The organism is Streptomyces sp. NPDC005435 (genome assembly GCF_040703155.1).
Lineage (GTDB): Bacteria > Actinomycetota > Actinomycetes > Streptomycetales > Streptomycetaceae > Streptomyces.
On record NZ_JBEXEQ010000005.1, the window covers coordinates 216,822 to 234,998 of the forward strand.

General features: G+C 73.6%; 16 protein-coding genes. 7 read left to right on the forward strand and 9 right to left on the reverse strand.

Translation table 11 applies throughout. The features are described from left to right. Positions 1–71: 71 nt before the first annotated feature. On the reverse strand, positions 72–1,187 hold the full coding sequence (locus AB0898_RS08800; protein ID WP_366802125.1) for a hypothetical protein: 1,116 nt from the start codon (positions 1,185–1,187) through the stop codon (positions 72–74). Positions 1,188–1,364: 177 nt separating this feature from the next. Between AB0898_RS08800 and AB0898_RS08805 the strand changes: the two genes are divergently transcribed. Continuing rightward, positions 1,365–2,522: a cystathionine gamma-synthase gene (locus tag AB0898_RS08805; RefSeq protein ID WP_366802126.1), complete on the forward strand. Its 1,158-nt coding sequence runs from the start codon at positions 1,365–1,367 to the stop codon at positions 2,520–2,522. Positions 2,523–2,541: 19 nt separating this feature from the next. On the opposite strand, the gene AB0898_RS08810 is transcribed toward AB0898_RS08805, so the two are convergent. From AB0898_RS08810 to AB0898_RS08820, 3 genes are all read right to left on the reverse strand, one after another. Then, on the reverse strand, positions 2,542–2,751 hold the full coding sequence (locus AB0898_RS08810; protein WP_407078310.1) for a hypothetical protein: 210 nt from the start codon (positions 2,749–2,751) through the stop codon (positions 2,542–2,544). A 35-nt stretch (positions 2,752–2,786) separates the two neighbouring features. Next, positions 2,787–3,293, reverse strand: coding sequence for a sigma factor-like helix-turn-helix DNA-binding protein (locus AB0898_RS08815; RefSeq protein WP_366802128.1), 507 nt, complete (start codon positions 3,291–3,293; stop codon positions 2,787–2,789). A 211-nt stretch (positions 3,294–3,504) separates the two neighbouring features. Then, positions 3,505–4,017 (reverse strand): MarR family transcriptional regulator, encoded by a 513-nt coding sequence (locus AB0898_RS08820; RefSeq protein ID WP_366802129.1) that lies wholly within the window; start codon positions 4,015–4,017, stop codon positions 3,505–3,507. A gap of 145 nt (positions 4,018–4,162) precedes the next feature. Here AB0898_RS08820 and ilvA point away from each other — a divergent pair, with 145 nt between their 5' ends. Both ilvA and AB0898_RS08830 read left to right on the forward strand, forming a co-directional pair. Then, positions 4,163–5,392 (forward strand): threonine ammonia-lyase, encoded by a 1,230-nt coding sequence (gene ilvA, locus AB0898_RS08825; RefSeq protein ID WP_366802130.1) that lies wholly within the window; start codon positions 4,163–4,165, stop codon positions 5,390–5,392. 127 nt (positions 5,393–5,519) lie between these two features. After that, complete coding sequence (locus AB0898_RS08830; protein ID WP_366802131.1) at positions 5,520–7,829, forward strand: N-acetylmuramoyl-L-alanine amidase; 2,310 nt, start codon at positions 5,520–5,522, stop codon at positions 7,827–7,829. 76 nt (positions 7,830–7,905) lie between these two features. On the opposite strand, the gene greA is transcribed toward AB0898_RS08830, so the two are convergent. Both greA and AB0898_RS08840 read right to left on the reverse strand, forming a co-directional pair. Beyond that, the gene (greA, locus tag AB0898_RS08835) at positions 7,906–8,406 is read right to left on the reverse strand and encodes a transcription elongation factor GreA (RefSeq protein ID WP_366802132.1); all 501 of its coding nucleotides are present in this window, start codon (positions 8,404–8,406) and stop codon (positions 7,906–7,908) included. A gap of 189 nt (positions 8,407–8,595) precedes the next feature. Further along, the gene (locus AB0898_RS08840) at positions 8,596–8,994 is read right to left on the reverse strand and encodes a DUF4307 domain-containing protein (protein WP_366802133.1); all 399 of its coding nucleotides are present in this window, start codon (positions 8,992–8,994) and stop codon (positions 8,596–8,598) included. Between the two features lie 158 nt (positions 8,995–9,152). Here AB0898_RS08840 and mca point away from each other — a divergent pair, with 158 nt between their 5' ends. After that, positions 9,153–10,034, forward strand: coding sequence for a mycothiol conjugate amidase Mca (gene mca, locus AB0898_RS08845; RefSeq protein ID WP_366802134.1), 882 nt, complete (start codon positions 9,153–9,155; stop codon positions 10,032–10,034). Then, positions 10,027–10,281 (forward strand): hypothetical protein, encoded by a 255-nt coding sequence (locus AB0898_RS08850; RefSeq protein WP_366802135.1) that lies wholly within the window; start codon positions 10,027–10,029, stop codon positions 10,279–10,281. The genes mca and AB0898_RS08850 overlap by 8 nt, the downstream gene beginning before the upstream one ends. On the opposite strand, the gene AB0898_RS08855 is transcribed toward AB0898_RS08850, so the two are convergent. The 3 genes from AB0898_RS08855 to AB0898_RS08865 form a co-directional block, all read right to left on the reverse strand. Continuing rightward, entirely contained in the window at positions 10,278–13,487 is a 3,210-nt protein-coding gene (locus AB0898_RS08855) for a tetratricopeptide repeat protein (RefSeq protein ID WP_366802136.1), read from the reverse strand. The two genes, AB0898_RS08850 and AB0898_RS08855, sit on opposite strands and share 4 nt — an antisense overlap. Before the next feature lie 128 nt (positions 13,488–13,615). Beyond that, entirely contained in the window at positions 13,616–14,326 is a 711-nt protein-coding gene (locus AB0898_RS08860) for a response regulator transcription factor (protein ID WP_366802137.1), read from the reverse strand. After that, entirely contained in the window at positions 14,323–15,501 is a 1,179-nt protein-coding gene (locus tag AB0898_RS08865) for a histidine kinase (RefSeq protein ID WP_366802139.1), read from the reverse strand. The genes AB0898_RS08860 and AB0898_RS08865 overlap by 4 nt, the downstream gene beginning before the upstream one ends. A gap of 194 nt (positions 15,502–15,695) precedes the next feature. Here AB0898_RS08865 and AB0898_RS08870 point away from each other — a divergent pair, with 194 nt between their 5' ends. Both AB0898_RS08870 and AB0898_RS08875 read left to right on the forward strand, forming a co-directional pair. Then, positions 15,696–17,609: a hypothetical protein gene (locus AB0898_RS08870; protein ID WP_366802140.1), complete on the forward strand. Its 1,914-nt coding sequence runs from the start codon at positions 15,696–15,698 to the stop codon at positions 17,607–17,609. Next, positions 17,606–18,037, forward strand: coding sequence for a hypothetical protein (locus AB0898_RS08875; protein ID WP_366802142.1), 432 nt, complete (start codon positions 17,606–17,608; stop codon positions 18,035–18,037). The genes AB0898_RS08870 and AB0898_RS08875 overlap by 4 nt, the downstream gene beginning before the upstream one ends. The last annotated feature ends 140 nt before the right edge of the window (positions 18,038–18,177 follow it).

The following is an 18,177-nucleotide window of genomic DNA, read 5'->3' on the forward strand; positions in this document are numbered from 1 at the left end:
GGCAATCCTGATCAGGGCTCAGGTCAACTCGGAGGTGACCCGAGGTCCCGTGGTGCCGCTCCGGGGCGGTGTCAGCCCGGCAGGGTCGCCGGGCTGCCGCCGTTGGCCTCGTACCCCGCGACCGCCACCGCGCGGTACAGCGCGAACTCCGCCGCCGGGTCGGCCGACAGCGTCCACGGCAGCGCCCCGACATGGCCGTCCACGTGCACCAGCTGGTCCATGGCCTCCGCCCAGCGCTCGGCGCGCACCAGGAAGAAGGTCAGCAGATGCCGCACGTGCGCGCGCACCGGGTCGTCCGCGCGGGCGGTGGACACCGCGTGCAGCGCGCCGTGCACCGCCTTGGTGACGACCTCGCTCTGGTAGAAGCCCATGACCAGGTTGACCTCGGGCAGGTGCTCGAAGACCGCGAAGAGCGGCAGCGCGGGCAGCAGCGAGCCCTCCGGCGCGCGGGCCGCGGCGGCCTCCGCGAACGCGTACGCCTCCTCGCGGGAGCCGTGCCACTTCTCGCAGCAGTAGTGCAGCGCGGCCAGATACGCGCCCATGTGGTGCGGGGCGCGGTCCAGGATCTTCAGCCAGAGCTGGTCGAACTCCTCGCGCGAGTAGCCGAGACCACGCGCCACGGACAGCTCGACGATGTACGGCACCGGGTCGCCGGGGGCGAGCAGCGCCGCCTGCGCGCACGCGTCCCGGGCCTCCTCCATGATGATCCGGAAGTCGTCCGTGCCCGGCACCGACGTGCGCCACGCCTGCTGCACCAGGAACTCCGCGTGCACCGCCGCACCGCCCGCGTCCTTCGGCTGCTCGGCCCGCCACACCCTGAGCCACTGGCCGCCCGGCGTCTCGTGTATCCCGCCGGGCCGGTGCCGCAGCTCCAGCGCCGCCGCGCCCGCGAACGCCTGCACCCGCTGCCAGCGCGTCTCGCTCTCCGCCTCGGTGCCGGCCAGCAGCTGGGCCGCCGCCCGGTGGTCCCCGGTGCGCTGCACCAGGTCGAGGACCTCCAGCAGGTCCTGGTCGGGGCCCGGCATCCGCACGTCCAGCTCCTCCTGGCGCGCGAAGCCGTACCGCGCCGGGTCGGCGGCGTCCGGGTGCCCGGGGTGCACCTGCTCGATGCCGCGCCTGCGCCGCCGGAACGGGAGCAGCACGAAGCACAGCATGAGCAGCGCCATCAGCAGCCAGAGAATCGCCATGCCACAAGCGAACCAGACCCGCCCGGCACTTGGCCAACCCCCCTCGGGCAACCTGTGGAAAACCTCCGGCCGCACCCTGTGGAAAACTCCCGCGGCCGCATGTTGACATCTTCCCGCAACAGGCCGCGGCCCCTCGCGTCCGGCATCACCCCCGCGAGCGCATTACGCTCGGTGCACATGAGCGACAGGCACATCAGCGAGCACTTCGAGACTCTGGCGATCCACGCGGGCAACACCGCCGATCCCCTCACCGGCGCGGTCGTCCCGCCCATCTACCAGGTCTCGACCTACAAGCAGGACGGCGTCGGCGGGCTGCGCGGCGGGTACGAGTACAGCCGCAGCGCCAACCCCACCAGGACGGCACTGGAGGAGAACCTCGCCGCGCTGGAGGGCGGCCGGCGCGCCTTCGCGTTCGCCTCCGGTCTCGCGGCCGAGGACACCCTGCTGCGCACGCTGCTCGTCCCGGGCGACCACGTGGTGATCCCGAACGACGCCTACGGCGGCACCTTCCGCCTCTTCGCCAAGGTCGCCACCCGCTGGGGCGTGGAGTGGTCCGTCGCCGACACCAGCGACCCGGCCGCCGTGCGCGCCGCGATCACCCCGAAGACCAAGGCCGTCTGGGTGGAGACCCCCTCCAACCCGCTGCTCGGCATCACCGACATCGCCGCCGTGGCCCAGGTCGCGCACGCCGCCGGGGCCAGGCTGGTCGTCGACAACACCTTCGCCACGCCCTACCTCCAGCAGCCGCTGGCGCTGGGCGCGGACGTCGTCCTGCACTCCCTGACCAAGTACATGGGCGGTCACTCGGACGTCGTCGGCGGTGCGCTGATCGTCGCCGACGAGGGCCTGGGCGAGGAGATCGGCTACCACCAGAACGCGATGGGCGCCGTCGCCGGCCCCTTCGACTCCTGGCTGGTGCTGCGCGGCACCAAGACCCTCGCCGTGCGCATGGACCGCCACAGCGAGAACGCCACGAAGATCGCCGACATGCTCTCCCGGCACCCGCGCGTGAGCAGCGTGCTCTACCCGGGCCTGCCCGAGCACCCCGGCCACGAGGTCGCCGCCAAGCAGATGCGCGCCTTCGGCGGCATGATCTCCTTCCGCGTCGAGGGCGGCGAGGAGGCGGCGGTCGAGGTCTGCAACCGCGCCCGGATCTTCACCCTCGGCGAGTCCCTCGGCGGTGTCGAGTCCCTGATCGAGCACCCGGGCCGTATGACCCACGCCTCGGTCGCCGGTTCCGCCCTGGAGGTCCCCGGCGACCTGGTGCGCCTCTCCGTCGGCATCGAGAACGCCGACGACCTGGTGGAGGACCTGAAGCAGGCCCTCGGCAAGTAGCCCGGGACACCCGGGCCGGTCACCAGCCGCTCACGGGTGGAGTCGTCCGCGACGGCGGCTCCACCCACGGCTGTGTCCGTACCGCCCACACCACGAACGCCACCGCCGCCGCGCACAGCAGCAGCCCCAGCACCCGCCGCGCCAGCCGCCCGCGCCGCAGCGCCCGGGCACCCCGCCGCGCCGCCTCCGCGTACAGCCCCGGCGGCACGACGACCGGGACGCACTCCATGAGCCGTCGTACGGCGGCCTGCTGGTCGGCCCGGCTCACGAGAGCCGCCCCGCACCCCGCGCCCACGACGGCGCCCGGCGCGCCGCCGCGCACCCGGTGGCCAAAGGCGGCGGCCGCAGCAGCCGGATCGTCGCGCGCTCGCAGATCCGGTACACCCGCTCGGCGGACAGCCCGAGCAGCGCCGCCGTCTGCTCCTCGCCGACCCCCTCGTACAGCCGCAGCACCAGCACCAGCCGCTCCGGCGGGGTGAGGCCCGCCAGCGGGCCCACGGGACGGGCGCGGCGGTACCAGCTCCCGCGCGCGAAGCGCACCGCCAGATATCCGCGCGCCCGCTCGTACGGGTCCTCGCCGGGCGGCCGGTCCCAGTGGGCGTAGAGATGGGCGAGGGCCAGGGTCAGCAGGCGCCGCGCGCGGGGGCAGGCGTCCGGGGGCTCGGCGGTGAGCAGGGTCGCCGTGCGCAGCAGCCGTACCCCGGCCTGTCTGGTGAAGGCGGCGAACTCCGCGTCCCGTTGGGCGTCCCGCACCGGCTGCCGATCACGCACCGTGCCTCCCCCCTGGCCGGTCCGGCACCCGAGGCCCGGTCCGGCCCGCCGTCATGGGCCCGGTCTCATCCGATGCCCGGCACGGCCCGGGGTCAAGAGCCCCGACGCCAACGGCTCGAAGCCCCGGCGCCCGGCAGGGCTCACTCGAAGCCCTGGCGCCCGGCAGAGCCCAGGAGACGCCCGGCAGAGCCCAGGAGATGCCCGGCAGAGCTCAGGAGACGGCGGGCGGCTGCGCCGGAGGCGTCATCCGGGCGGAGAGCGCGGAGTTGAAGCGCGTGAGGAGCGCGCAGAACTCCTCGCGCTCCCGTGCCGTCCAGTCCCCGGTCAGCTCGGCCATCCACTGCCGCCGCGAGGTGCGCACCTCGGTGAGCCGCGCGGCGCCGCGCGGGGAGAGCTGGAGGACGACCGCCCGCCCGTCCTCGGGGTGCGAGGTGCGCTTGACGAGTCCCGCCTCCACGAGCGGCGCCACCTGCCGGGTCACCGTCGAGGAGTCGATGCCCATGCTCGCGGCGAGCGCCTTGACCCCCATGGGCCCCTCGTTGTCGAGTCGGTTGAGCAGCAGATACGCGGCCCGGTCCAGGGAGTTGCGGACCTGGCCGACCCCACCGAGCCGGGTCTGTTCGGCGCGCCGGGCGAAGATCGCCACCTGGTGCTGGAGCGTGTCGAGGAGGCCGGTGTCACCGACGGTCGTCATGTCCATCGACATGTCAGGTGTTGTGGGCATGGCCGGAGGCTCGCTTCATGAAGGGCTGGGCGGGTTGGGGGACAGGGTACGCGGCCCGGCCCCGGCCCGTACGGGCCCTGGGGAAACCGGTTTTCGGGGCCGGGCGGTGCCACCGTGTGCGGGTGTGAACTGCGAGACTGGAGGCATGAGCTACGGCACGGCCGGCTCCTTGCGCTCCGTCACCCTCGACGACGTGCGCGGAGCCCAGAAGATGCTCTCGGGTGTGGCCCGCGTGACCGCCATGGAGGGCAGCCGTCATCTGTCCCGCCAGGTCGGCGCCCCGGTCCACCTCAAGTGCGAGAACCTCCAGCGCACCGGCTCGTTCAAGCTGCGCGGCGCCTACGTCCGCATCGCCGGACTCCTGCCCGAGGAACGCGCCGCCGGAGTGGTGGCCGCGAGCGCGGGCAACCACGCCCAGGGCGTCGCGCTGGCCTCCTCGCTGCTCGGCGTGCACTCCACGGTGTTCATGCCGAAGGGCGCCCCGCTGCCCAAGATCAGCGCCACCCGGGAGTACGGCGCCGAGGTGCGCCTGCACGGCCAGGTCGTGGACGAGACGCTGGCCGCCGCGCAGGAGTACGCGGCCGAGACCGGCGCGGTGTTCATCCACCCCTTCGACCACCCGGACATCATCGCCGGCCAGGGCACGGTCGGCCTGGAGATCCTGGAGCAGTGCCCCGAGGTCGGCACGATCGTCGTCGGCATGGGCGGCGGCGGACTCGCGGCCGGGATCGCGGTCGCGGTGAAGTCGCTGCGCCCCGACGTCAGGATCATCGGCGTCCAGGCGGAGGGCGCGGCCGCCTATCCGCCCTCGCTGAGCGCCGGGCACCCGGTGACCGTGCCGCACCCGGCCACCATGGCCGACGGCATCAAGGTGGGCACGCCCGGCGAGGTGCCGTTCGAGATCGTCCGCGAACTGGTCGACGAGGTGCGCACGGTCGGCGAGGACCAGCTCTCCGCCGCCCTGCTGCTGTGCCTGGAGCGGGCCAAGCTGGTCGTGGAACCGGCCGGGGCCAGCCCGGTCGCCGCGCTGCTCGGCGAGCCCGGCGGCTTCCCCGGGCCGGTCGTCGCGGTGCTCTCCGGCGGCAACGTGGACCCGGTGCTGATGCAACGGGTGCTGCGGCACGGCATGGCCGCGCAGGGCCGCTACCTCGCCGTCCGGCTCCGCCTCACCGACCGCCCCGGCGCCCTCGCCACCCTGCTCGCCGTCCTGTCCGAGGCCGACGCCAACGTGCTCGACGTGAGCCACATCCGCACCGACCCCCGGCTCGGCCTCAGCGAGGCGGAGGTGGAACTCCACCTGGAGACGAAGGGGCCGGAGCACTGCGCCGAAGTCGCCCACGTCCTGCGGGAGTCGGGGTACGAGATCCTCGACTGACGCGGCACGGGGACCCGCGGGACGCGACGGCGCCGAAGACGGCCTTTACCCGACATTGATGGCATGCGCGCTTCAGGTGGGGTAAAGGTTGGCCTTTACATTTCATTCACAAGGGGGCGGGGAGCCAGTGAAGGCGCGTCGTTGGTGGGGGACGGGCGCGGTCGTCGCGGCGGCCGTGTGCGGGACGCTGGTCGTGCAGGGGGTGGGCGGTACCTCCGGGCAGAGCGGGAAGAGCGGCGGCGTCAGACCCGTACGCGATCACATCCGGTCGGCCGCGCTGGAGGTGAGCCGGGGCGGGGAGGCCGCGGCGCTCGCCCGGCGCGACGCCGAGCCGTTCAGCATGCTGGGAGTCAGCTGGGAGAAACCTTCCGCCAGGCTGGCCGGCAAGGTGGAGGTGCGGTCCCGGGCCGTGGGGTCCGAGAAGTGGTCGGACTGGCTGCTCCTCGACAGCGACCGGGGCGCGGGCGCGCAGAGCGCCACGCGGGGCGGCACCGAACCCGCGTGGGTCGGCCTCTCCGACGGCGTGGAAGCACGCGTCGACGGGAAGACCTCCGCGAAGCTCCCCGCAGGGCTCCGCCTCGACATGATCTCGCCCGGCGGCAAGACGAGCACGCACGCGGGCGGCGACGACACCGAGCCCGCCGCCTATGTCGCGGACGGCCCCGACGACACGCAGGAGCCCGTCGTATCCGACCCGCCGGCACCGGCGTCCGACGAGCCGACGGACACTCCTACGGAGTCCGCACCGGCCGAGGAGAGCCCCGCCGAGCCCTCGCCCACCGACTCCGCATCCACGCCCGAGGAGCCGTCGGAGCAGCCCTCCGAGGCGCCCTCCGCCACCGAAAGCACCTCGCCCGGCGAGTCGGCGCCGGAGTCCGCCTCCCCCTCGCAGGCCGTGCCCACCGCCCCGACCTCCACCGTCCCCCGGCCGCCGATCGTCCCCCGCTCGGGCTGGAACGCGGACGAATCGATCAGCCCCGAGGCGCCGGCGTACATCGACGGCAAGATCAAGGCGGTGGTCGTCCACCACACCGCCTCGACCAACGACTACACCTGCGCCGAGGCGCCGTCGATCATCAACGCGATCTACACGTACGACGTGACGGGCCTGGGCTGGAAGGACCTCGGCTACAACTTCGTCGTCGACAAGTGCGGCACGATCTACGAGGGCCGCAAGGGCGGGGTCGATCTCCCGGTCGTCGGCGCGCACGCGTACGGCTTCAACTCGCAGACCACCGGCATCGCCGTCCTCGGCACCTACGTCGACTCCCCGCCCCCGCTGGCCGCCATGACCTCGGTCGCGCGCCTGGCCGCGTGGAAGCTGGGCCAGTACGGGGTCCAGCCGGACGCGACCGTCACCCTCACCACCGCCCTCGCGGGGCAGAACCTCGCCGGCCGGACCTGGGAGCCGGGCGAGGAGATGACCCTCCCCGCGATCCACGGCCACCGCGACGGCTACAACACCCTGTGCCCCGGCGACGCCTTCTACGCCGCGCTCGGCACCGTCCGCGCCCTGGCCGCCGGCCCCGTCACGGGCCTCACCCTCGGCACGGTCACCGGCACGGGCACGGTCGGCACGACGCCGTACACCAACGGCCCGCTCACGGTGAACTGGTCCGCCGCGACCCCGGCCGCGCTGATCTCGTCGTTCCAGGTGCTCGTGGACGGCAAGACGGCCGCGACCGTCGCGGGCGGCGCGGCCTCGGCCAAGGTGACCCTGCCGGCCGGGACGCACAAGGTGCAGGTCAAGGCCGTGCACCAGTCCGGCCGTACCGTCACCAGCGCCGCGCGGACCGTCGTCGCCGACACCACCGCACCCACCTTCACCACCAAGCCGAACCTCTCCCTGCGCACCGGCACGGTGAGCACCACGGCCGTGCCGCTGACGCTGGGCTGGAAGGCCGCCGACAACGTCTCCCTGAAGGAGACCCGGCTCACCGCACCGCTGACGAAGACCTACGGCCCGACGGTGACCAGCGCCGCGCAGACCGCCAAGTCCGGCACCGCCACGACCTGGACGCTGCGGGCGTACGACACGGTCGGCAACTCCGCCGCCGCCTCGGCCTCGGGAACCCCGGTGATCCTCCAGGAGACCTCGGCCAAGCGGACCGGCACCTGGACCGCCAAGTCCTCCGGCAGCTACCTCGGCGGCAAGTCCTTGTCCAGCGGCACCAAGAACGCCTCGCTGACCTGGACGTTCACCGGGCGTTCCGTGTCCTGGGTGGTCTCCCGGGCGGCGGCCTCCGGCCAGGCGGACGTCTACGTGGACGGCAAGAAGGTCACCACCGCCGACCTCAAGGCGTCGGTGACGGCCTACCGCAACGCGGTGTGGACCAGGTCCTGGTCCGCCTCCGCGCAGCACACCCTCAAGATCGTCGTGAAGGCCACGGCCGGCCGGCCCACCGTCACCACGGACGGGATCGTCTACCTGAAGTAGGCCGCGTCCCCGCCCCGGACACGACAGGGCCCCCGGCGCGATCAGGCGCCGGGGGCCGGTCGGAAAGTGGCCGGGGTCAGCTCGTGTACGGCTCGGCCTTCAGGATCTTCACCGAGGCCTTCTTGCCGTTCGGCAGCTCGTACTGGGCGTCCTCGCCGACCTTGTGGCCGGTCACCGCGGAGCCCAGCGGGGACTGCGGGGAGTATGTCTCGATGTCCGAGCTGGCGTACTCGCGCGAAGCGAGCAGGAACTCCAGGGTGTCGTCCTCGTCGCCGTCGAAGGCGATCGTGACGACCATGCCCGGCGCGACGGTACCGTCGGCGGAGACGGGGGCCTCGCCCACCTGGGCGTTCTCCAGGAGCTGGGTCAGCTGGCGGACGCGCAGCTCCTGCTTGCCCTGTTCCTCCTTGGCCGCGTGGTACCCGCCGTTCTCGCGCAGGTCGCCCTCCTCGCGCGCCGCCGCGATCTTGGCCGCGATCTCCGTGCGCGCAGGACCAGTAAGGTACTCAAGCTCGCTCCTGAGCTTGTTGTACGCCTCCTGGGTCAGCCAGGTGACGTTCTCGCTGGTCTGGGTCACAGGGTGCTCCTCGTCGGTACTGGGAATACAAAGCATCGCCCTACCCAGAAGAATGTTCCCTGTTGGATGGGCGAAACCACGAGCCTAACAATTCAGGGGCGAAAGGGGGAGGACATAAGCCATCAGAATCGCGTCGCCCCAGCTCAGCCCGTACTCATTCCGGGTGAACGACCGGAAGCGGGACGTCCCTCAGCGGACGTGGCAGCCCAGCAGCTCCGCCGTGGTGCCCTTCGCCGTCGTACGCAGGGTGACGACCTTGTCGACGCGTGTGTCCGGACCCGTGAAGGGGAAGTCCGCCCGGCCCACCTCGGCGCCGTCCGCCGACTGGGAGCGCAGGGTGCAGTAGCCGTCGACGCCGGAGTTCTTGTGAACCTCCAGATGCACCTTGACCGTGTCGCCCTCGGTCCTGAAGGTGATCACCTGGGCGCTGATCTCGTTCTGCGCGACATAGTGGTACGCGAAATAGCCGACCAGGGCGAGCACCAGCGCGCCGAGGACCGCGCCGACGACCTTGAGCGTGCGGTCGGCGCGCTCGTCCGAGGAGCGGCCGTAGCGGCCCTGGGGGAGCCCCGCGCTCGCCGTACCCATGTTCGTCCTCTCCGCGGAATTATTCGTCCCCCGATTCGGTCACTATAGAAGCCGCCCGCACGCCGACCGACCGCCGCCCCCGGCCGTCGTCCCCCGGGGGGACGGCACCTGTTGACAGCCCCCATGACGCGGGGCGCCGACTTAACAAGGAACGAGTCTTGACTGACCAGCTGCGACTGATGGCCGTCCACGCGCACCCCGACGACGAGTCGAGCAAGGGCGCGGCCACCATGGCGAAGTACGTGTCCGAGGGGGTGGACGTGCTGGTGGTGACCTGCACCGGTGGAGAGCGCGGCTCCATCCTCAACCCCAAGCTCCAGGGCGACGCGTACATCGAGGAGCACATCCACGAGGTCCGCAAGAAGGAGATGGACGAGGCCCGCGAGATCCTCGGCGTGGGCCAGGACTGGCTCGGCTTCGTCGACTCCGGTCTGCCCGAGGGCGACCCGCTGCCCCCGCTGCCGGAGGGCTGCTTCGCCCTGGAGGACGTCGACAAGGCGGCCGGCGAGCTGGTGCGCAGGATCCGCGCCTTCCGTCCGCAGGTGATCACCACCTACGACGAGAACGGCGGCTACCCGCACCCCGACCACATCATGACGCACAAGATCACCATGGTGGCGTTCGAGGGCGCGGCGGACACCGAGAAGTACCCCGAGGCCGAGTTCGGCCCCGCCTGGCAGCCGCTGAAGCTCTACTACAACCAGGGCTTCAACCGCCCCCGCACCGAGGCCCTGCACGAGGCCATGCTGGACCGCGGCCTGGAGTCGCCGTACGGGGACTGGCTCAAGCGCTGGAAGGAGTTCGAGCGGGTCGAGCGCACGCTGACCACGCATGTTCCGTGCGCGGACTTCTTCGAGGTGCGCGACAAGGCGCTGATCGCCCACGCCACGCAGATCGACCCCGACGGCGGCTGGTTCAAGGTCCCGATGGAGCTCCAGCGGGAGGTCTGGCCGACGGAGGAGTACGAGCTCGCGAAGTCGCTCGTGGACACCTCCCTCCCCGAGGACGACCTCTTCGCGGGCATCCGCGACAATGCCTGACATGAGTGCAAGCGTGAGCCTGGCAGTGGCGCATCTCGTCCCCCTCGCCAAGGAGGTCGACGAGAACAAGGTCACCCCCGGTGTCCTCGGCTTCATCGTGTTCGCGGTGATGGCCCTGGCCGTGTGGGGCCTGATGAAGTCCATGAGCAAGCACATGGGCAAGGTCGACTTCAAGGAGGCCCCCGCGCCGGAGGAATCCGGCAAGGGCGGCGTCAAGCGCGGCGTCGAGGGCGGCAGCGCCGCTTAGCGCCTCTTCTCCGGCACCGTCACCCCCATCACCTCCCGGGCGTGGCGGTCCGGGGTCATGCGCAGCGGCCACGCCTGCCAGCCCGTCTCCAGGGTGACCCCGCGCTCCAGCAGCAGGGCGTAGGCCGGGGCGCACTCGGCCAGCTTGGCGTCGCGCAGCGGGTGCGCGGCGCCGATCAGGCGTGACAGCTCCTCCTGCGCCACCGCCGTACCCACCTCCACGCCGCCCGGCGCCGCGTACGGCAGCAGGGTGCAGCGCAGGAAGCGCGCCCAGTCCTCGCCGCGCCGGTCGCCGTACGACGTGAACAGGGTCAGCGCCTCGTCGCACAGCGTCAGCGCCTGCTGGGTACGCCCGTTGCCCGCGTCCACCACCGCCAGCTCCAGGCAGGTCCACGCCTCGCCGTGGGCGACCCCGATGCGCTGGAAGTCGGCGCGGGCGTCCATCAGGAGCTGCCGGGCGAAGCCGGAGTTGCGCAGCGAGCCGGTCTGCGCGGCGCGCTGGTCCCGGGTGACCCGGGCCGAGTGATGCCGGGCGCAGGCCAGGCCGTACACGTCCCGCATCCGGGAGAACATCGTGCGCGAGCGCTCCAGCTCGCGGACCGCCCGGTCCAGGTCGCCGGTCTCCTCCAGGGCCTGGCCGAGGTGGAAGAGCGTCCACGCCTCACCGCGCGCGTCCTCGTTCTCCACGTGCCGCGCGGCGGCCCGGCGCAGCGCCTCCACGGCCGCCGAGGCGTCCCCGTCGAACAGCCGGACCCGGCCCAGCTGGGTCAGCGCCCACGCCTCGCCGCGCGCGTCGCGGGTCCGGCCGTAGCGCTCCAGGGCGGCCCGCAGCTCCCGCTCCGCGCGCGGTACGTCGCCCAGGCGCAGCGCGAGCTGGCCGAGCTGGTAGTGGGCCCAGGCCTCGCCGTGCAGGGAGCCGCCCGCGCGGTGCAGCACCAGGGAGCGTTCCAGCAGGTCCAGGGCCTCGGGCAGCCGGGCGCGGTCGCGCTGTACGGCGCCGAGCGCGTGCATCGTCCAGGCGCGGTCCGTCGCCAGCTGCGGAGCCGCCTGGAGGTCGAGGGCCTCCTGGAGCCGGGCCGCCGCCTCGGCCAGGTTGCCCTGGTGGTGCAGGGTGATGCCGAGCGAGCACAGGGCACGGGCGGCGCCCGCGTCGTGGTGGGCCTCCCGGTACAGGTCCACGACCGAGGCCAGCGTGGTGCGCGCCTTGTCCAGCTCGCCGAGCTGACGGGCCGCGATGCCGGTGCGCCACTGCACCGAGCGCACGAGCAGGCCCTCGTCGACGGCCTGCGCGAGGTCGTTGATCTCGCCGAGGCGGTAGAGGTCGCCGCGCAGCAGGCAGTAGTCGCACAGGGCGCCGAGCAGGTTCAGGACGGCGCCCTGGTCGACGCCCTCGGCGCGGCGCAAGGTGGCCGTGATGAAGCTGGACTCGTCGTCCAGCCAGCGCAGGGCCTCCTCCAGCGAGGTGAAGCCGTGCGAGCCGAAGCGGTCCGAGCGGGTCGACATGTTGCCGTCGACCAGGCGCAGCACCGAGTCGGCCAGCTCCGCGTAGTTCACGATCAGCCGCTCCTGGGCCGCCGTACGCTCCGCCGGGTCCTCCTCGTCGAGCAGGCGGGCCTGTGCGAAGGCGCGCACCAGGTCGTGCAGCCGGTAGCGGCTGCCGCGCACATGGTCGATCAGGCCCGCGCGGGTGAGCGCGGCCAGCTGCCGTCCGGCCTCCTCCTCGTCGGTGGCGAGCAGCGCGGCGGCCGCCGCCGCGCCCAGCGAGGCGCGCCCCGCGAGTGCGAGACGGCGCAGCAGCTTGCGGGCGTCCTCGGACTGGTCGGCGTAGCGCAGCCAGAGCGCCCGCTCCACCGGCTCGACCGGGCCGTACGCCCCCAGATCCGCGGCCAGTTGATGCGGGGTGCGGGGGCCGAGGGCGGAGCCCGCGCAGCGCAGGGCCAGGGGGAGGCCGCCGCACAACTCCCCGATCTTTTCGATGGATTCGGCGTCGTAGGGCTGCGTGCCGTTCTGTGCGGCCGCGTTCAGCAGCTCTTCGGAGGCAGCGGTGTCCAGTGCCCGCACCGGCAACTGATGGACCCAGGCGGGGAGTTCGTCCGAGAGCGTGAGCGGGGTGCGGGAGGTGACCAGGACCAGGCTGTCGGAGCGCTCCGGCAGCAGCGCGGCCACCTGCCCGGGGTCCGAGGCGTCGTCCAGGACGATCGTGACGGGCAGACCGGTCAGGTGCCGGTGGTACAACTCGGCCAGCCGTCTGACCTGTTGCTCGGTGGAGGCGTGCTCGCGGAACAGCAACTGCTCGCGGGGCGCGCCCAGTCGGTTGAGCAGGTGCAGCAGGGCGTCCCGGGTGGACAGCGGGGGAGTCTGGCGGCCGTCGCCGCGCAGGCCCACCACGACCGCGCCCCGGAAGTGGTCGCGCAACTCGTGCGCCGCGCGCACCGCGAGCGCGCTGCGGCCCGAACCGGGCTCCCCGTGCAGCACGACCACCGTCGGCCGGGTCTCCGTGGCCGCGCGGGCGGCCTGCGCCCACTGCGCGATCCGCGCCAGCTCCTGCCGCCGCCCCGCGAACACGCCCTCTTTCTCGGGGAGTTGTCCGAACGACTGCTCAAGGACCGTACGCCGCCTGGCCGCCGCGCTCTTGTCCGCGCCGCGCAGCGAGGGGGCGCCCTGCTTCGGCTTCCGCGCGCCCTGGGCCGCGCTGAGCATCCGCTGCTGATCCAGGAAGGGCCGGATGCCGCGCACCTCCAGCGCCGTCAGCCACTGCAGCCGCAACTGCTCTGGTCCGCCCGGCTGTCCGGCCGCGCCCTTGCGGTGATGCGCGGCCGGCAGATGCACACCGGCCACCTTCACCACGGTCGCGGCGGCCCCGGCCACCCCCACGACGACCCCCGCGCCGAGCGCCGTACCCGCGCCGGTACCCAGCGACAGATCGGCCACGGCGGCCGCGACGGCGGCAACGGACGCCACCACCAAGGGAGTTCCGGCCCCCTCTTTCGCGTACCGCTGTCGGAAACTGACCCCGGCCTCGTACGCGTCCAGCGCCCGCGTGTACGCCGCGTACTCCTCCTGCGCCGCGCCCGCCATCGAGTCCAGCCCGTCCCGCGCCCGCGCCAACAGCACCTGTCCGTCGGCCCGTCCCGCCGACCTCCGCACCTCTTCCTCCACGGCCCGCACCAACAGCCGCTCCGCCTCCACCCGATGCCCGTCCCGCACGTCCCGTCCCCCTCCGGCGACAACTCCGTCGCGTATGAGTGTCCTTCGGCGGGGGAGTTGGCGCGAGGGGGCGGAGGCCGGGGACGGGGTCTCGCGCGGCGAGCGGCGGGGTCTCGCGCGGCGAGCGGTCACCGCGCGCGGCGCCCGCCCCTTCCCCAGGGCCGGGCGGTGTCGCCCGTACCGGGAGGCGGGTCCGTCAGCCGGTGGGAGGCCGCGTACACGACGGCCTGGGTACGGTCGCGCAGCCCCAGCTTCGCCAGGATGCGGGAGACGTGGGTCTTGACCGTCTCGTCGCCGATGCCCAGCCTGCGGGCGATCTCCCCGTTGCTGTGCGCCCGGGCCAGGAGCAGCAGGACGTCGTGTTCCCGGGCCGTCAGCCGGTCCAGTTCGGCGGAGGACTCGGGCGGCGCGATGCTCCCGGCGAAGCGGGAGAGCAGACGGCGCGTGACCGAGGGGTCGATCAGGGCGTCGCCCCGCGCGGCGATGCGCACGGCCGCGATGGTCTCCTCCGGCGAGGCGCTCTTCAGCAGGAAACCGCCGGCTCCCAGCTGCAGGGCCCGGTGGACGTAACCGTCGTCGTCGTACGTGGTGAGCACGATGACCCGGGTGGTGTTCCCCGGCCGGGCGAGGATGCGCTCGGCCGCGCGCAGGCCGTCCAGGCGCGGCATGCGGATGTCCAGGATGGCGACGTCGGGCGCCAGCCGGGCCGCCTCCTCGACGGCCGCCACACCGTCGTCCGCCTCGGCGACACAGCACAGGTCGGGCTGGGTGCTCAGGACCGCCTTGAGCCCCGAACGGAACACGACGTGGTCGTCGGCCAGGAGGATGCGCAGGCTCATGTGCCGTCCAGGGGAAAGGTGACGGTGGTCTTCCAGGCGGCGCCGCCCGCCACGGGACCGTAGGCCGCGAAGCCGTCGAACATCCGGGCGCGGCTGCCGATGCCGTCGAGCCCCCGGTGCGGGGAGCCGGTCACGAGCCGCGCCGGGGAGGACACCGGGTTGACGGCCGCGATCGTGAGGGACGCGGGCTCGAAACGCAGCGCGACCTCCACCCTGCCGTCGCCGTGCCGCAGGGCGTTGGTCAGCATCTCCTGCACCACGCGGTAGGCGGCGATGTCGAGGGAGTCCGCCAGCTCCCGCCGGACGCCCTCCACGGTCACCCTCGTCCGGAGCCCGGCGGCGGACACGGCCTCCGTCAGCTCGTCGAGGTTGTCCAGGCCCGGCTGCCGCGCGCCCTCCACGGGACGGTCGTGCAGGAAGTCGAGCAGACGGCGCAGATCCAGCAGGGCCGCGCGGCTGGAGGTCTCCACCGCCGTCAGCGCCGTCGACACGGGGGACTTCTCCTGGGTGCCGAGTCCCAGCCGGGCGGCGCCCGCGTGGACGCCGATCGCGCTCACATGGTGGGCGATGACATCGTGCAGGTCGCGGGCGATGGCGCTGCGCTCCCCGGCGATCGCGTCCGCGAGGTCCTGCCGCGCCCGCTCCCGCTCCCGTACGGCTCGCTGCCGCAGCTCGGCGATGTGCGCGCCCCGGGCGGTGGTGTAGCGGCCGACCAGCCAGGCGAGCAGGGTGTCCTTCACCGCGTGCAGCAGCAGGAGACGCCATTCGGTGACGTCGGTTCCGCCGAGCACCCGCGCGGTGAGCGATCCGGCGGTCAGGGACAGCAGGGCCCCTACGGCGGACGGCCCGTGCAGCCACGCCCCGGCCCGGTAGGCCGCGATGAGGAGGCCCGCGTCGTTGACGTCCGGCACCGGGGTGCCGCCGGGCAGCGCCAGCGCGCCGGCGACCGCCAGCGCCCCCTGCGCGAAGGCCACGACTCCCGAGAGCCGGGCCGGACTCGCGAGGGCCGCGTCCGCGAGGACCACCCCCGTCAGCAGACACCAGAAGGCCACGGGGGAGTACACGTCCCGGGCCTCGTAGCAGAACGCGAACACGTCCGCGAGCAGGCAGAACCCCGCCACCATGATCGACTGGCGGGTCAGGGACCCGCTCACGCCACCCGTACGAGCGGACACCGCCCCTCCCTCGTCGTGCCGGCCCGGCCGACGGCCCGCCATGTTGGACGCACACATGTCCCGCACCATTCTCATGGGCCGCACGGGGGCGGCAGCTCCTGCTGCCGGAGGAGGGAAGGTCCCCCGCGCGGGGGACCACGAGTGCCCCGGCCGCGTGACGACGCGGTGCGGGCGCGGTTCCTACTGTCTGCCGCGTGAAAGTCAACGCACCTTCCCTACCCGCCCGTCGGGCACACGCCGTCCGGGGTGCGCCCGGGGCCGGGACCACCGCGCCGGGCGGCTCGCGCGCCGTCGGCGCACTCGTCGCCGTGCTCTGCGCGCTGGGCATCTCCCTCGCCGTACCCGGCCCGGCGCGGGCGGACTCCTCCGCCGGAGGCGACCTCCAGGTCGCGCAGACGCTCGGCGACCGCGACCTGACCTTCGTCCTGCGCCGCGTCACCGGACTGCCGGGCCCCCTGCGCGTCGACGTCCTCACCCATCGGGGCACCGCCCCGGGCACCCTGCGCCTCGGCACCGTCCCGACGGGCGTCTCGACGGACCGGGCGGCCGGTGCCTCGGCGGGGACGACCACGAGCAGCACCTCGGTCGCACTCGGCGCCGCACCGGGCTCGTACGGCGGCGCCCTGCGCATCGACCGGGCGGGGCCCTGGGAACTGGTCGTGGACGACGGGAACCGTACGGCGCGCATCCCCTTCGTGGTGCCCGCCCAGCGCACCTCGCCGCCCGAACTCACCGTGTTCGCGGGCTTCGTGGCCGCCGGAGTGCTCATCCTGGTCACCCTGCTCGTCGCCGTGCGGGCCCGGCGCGGCGGCTGGGTGCTGATGCCCGCCGCCGGTGTCGTGGCCGCGCTGGCGACCGCCGTCACCGCCGCGCTGCTCTCCGCCTCCCTGCCCGCCCCGCCCGAACCGGGCCGCGAGGTGGACGCCACCCAGGACAACGCCGCAGACCCCTACGCGGTCGTCCGGCCGGTGTCGGGCGACCACTCCCGGCCGCCCGCCGCGCTCACGCTGACGCCGGCCACGGCCGCCGCGGGGGGACCGGTCACGCTCCGGCTGCACGTGAGCGACGGCTCCACCGGCCTCCCGGCGGACGACCTGGTCGTGCACGACGGGGCGCTGATGCACCTGGTGGTGATCGGGCCCACGGGGCGCCTCTGGCATCTGCACCCCGTACGTACCGCCCCCGGGGCCTACGAGGTCCGGCTGCGGCCGGCTGCCGCGGGCCACTACGCGGTGGCCGCCGAGGTCGCCCGCCGGGGCGGCGGGGTGCAGCAGCTCCGCTCGGCGAGCGGGCTGACGGTCAGGGGGGCGGGCACGGCGGGGGCGGGCACGGCGGGGGCGGCCACGGGGGCGGCCCGGGCGGGCGCGGGTGCGGGGGCGGTCCCGGACCGGTCTGCCTCGCTCGTCCCGCAGGGGCCGGGTACGCGGACCGTCGACGGCGTACGGGTGCGGTTGTCGGCCGGGTCGGCCAGAGCGGGCGCGGCGAGCGTGCTGAACGCGCGGATCGGCGACACCGCGACGCTGCAGCCGTGGCTCGGCATGGTCGGGCACATGATCGTGGTCGGACCGCTGGGCAAGGGGGCCGCGACGAGCCGGACGCGTTTCGGGGAGGCGGCACAGGGGGCGCCTGTGTGGGCCCATGCGCATTCCATGGGTGGGGAGATGGGGGCGGCATCCATGGGGGCTGCCGCTATGGGCTCGGCTTCTATGGGCTCAACCTCTATGGGCTCCGCCTCTATGGGCTCCGCCCCCATGGGCTCAACCTCTATGGGCTCCGCCTCTATGGGCTCCGCCCCCATGGGCTCCGCCTCTATGGGCTCCGCCCCCATGGAAATGGAGGGGCACATGGGGTCGGCGCACGACATGGGGGACACACCCACCCACGATATGGACACCATGGACTCCGGCTCCATGAGCGGCCTGATGCCGGTCAACGGTGACAGCCCCGCCGACGAGACGGTCGCCGCCTACGGACCGGACGTCTCCTTCGTGTACACCTTCCCCGCCGCCGGCTACTACCGGGTGTGGATCCAGGCGGAGCGGGACGACGCCGTCCTGACGGTCCCGTACCTCCTCCGCGTCGCACCGCCGACGGGAGGGGCGCGGTGAGCGCCCGCGTCCCGGCGGTCCGGTTCCTGTACGCGGGGGCCGCGACCCTGCTGGCGGTGACCGTCGCTCTCGTGGCCGTCGGCCTCGCGCCCCGCTGGACGGACGACTCCGTCTCACTGACCGGGGGCAGCGCCACCGAGGTGGTGACGCTGACGGTGACCGGTCCGCGTGCCGGTGCCGTGACGGCCGCCATCCGTGTGACCCCGCGCCGGAAGACCGAAGGCGTTCCCCCTCCCGCCGTCACGCTCCAGGCCGTGCTGCCCACCGCCGGACACACGACGCCGACGGTGTACGCGCGGTTCCTGGGCTCCGGCCGGTACTCCGCCTCCGTCCACCTCATGACGCCGGGCCGCTGGGTCCTGCGCGTCGGCGTCGACGACGGCAGGCGCGGCGACCGGCTCGACTTCCCGCTGGCGGTCTCCGGCTGACCCGGACCGACTCCCGCGCCCGCACCGCCGACCGCACTCATGACCCCAACGCACCCACGACCCCAACGCACCCACGACCCCAACGCACCCATGACCCCAACGCACCCATGACCCCAACGCACCCATGAGACCAACGCGCC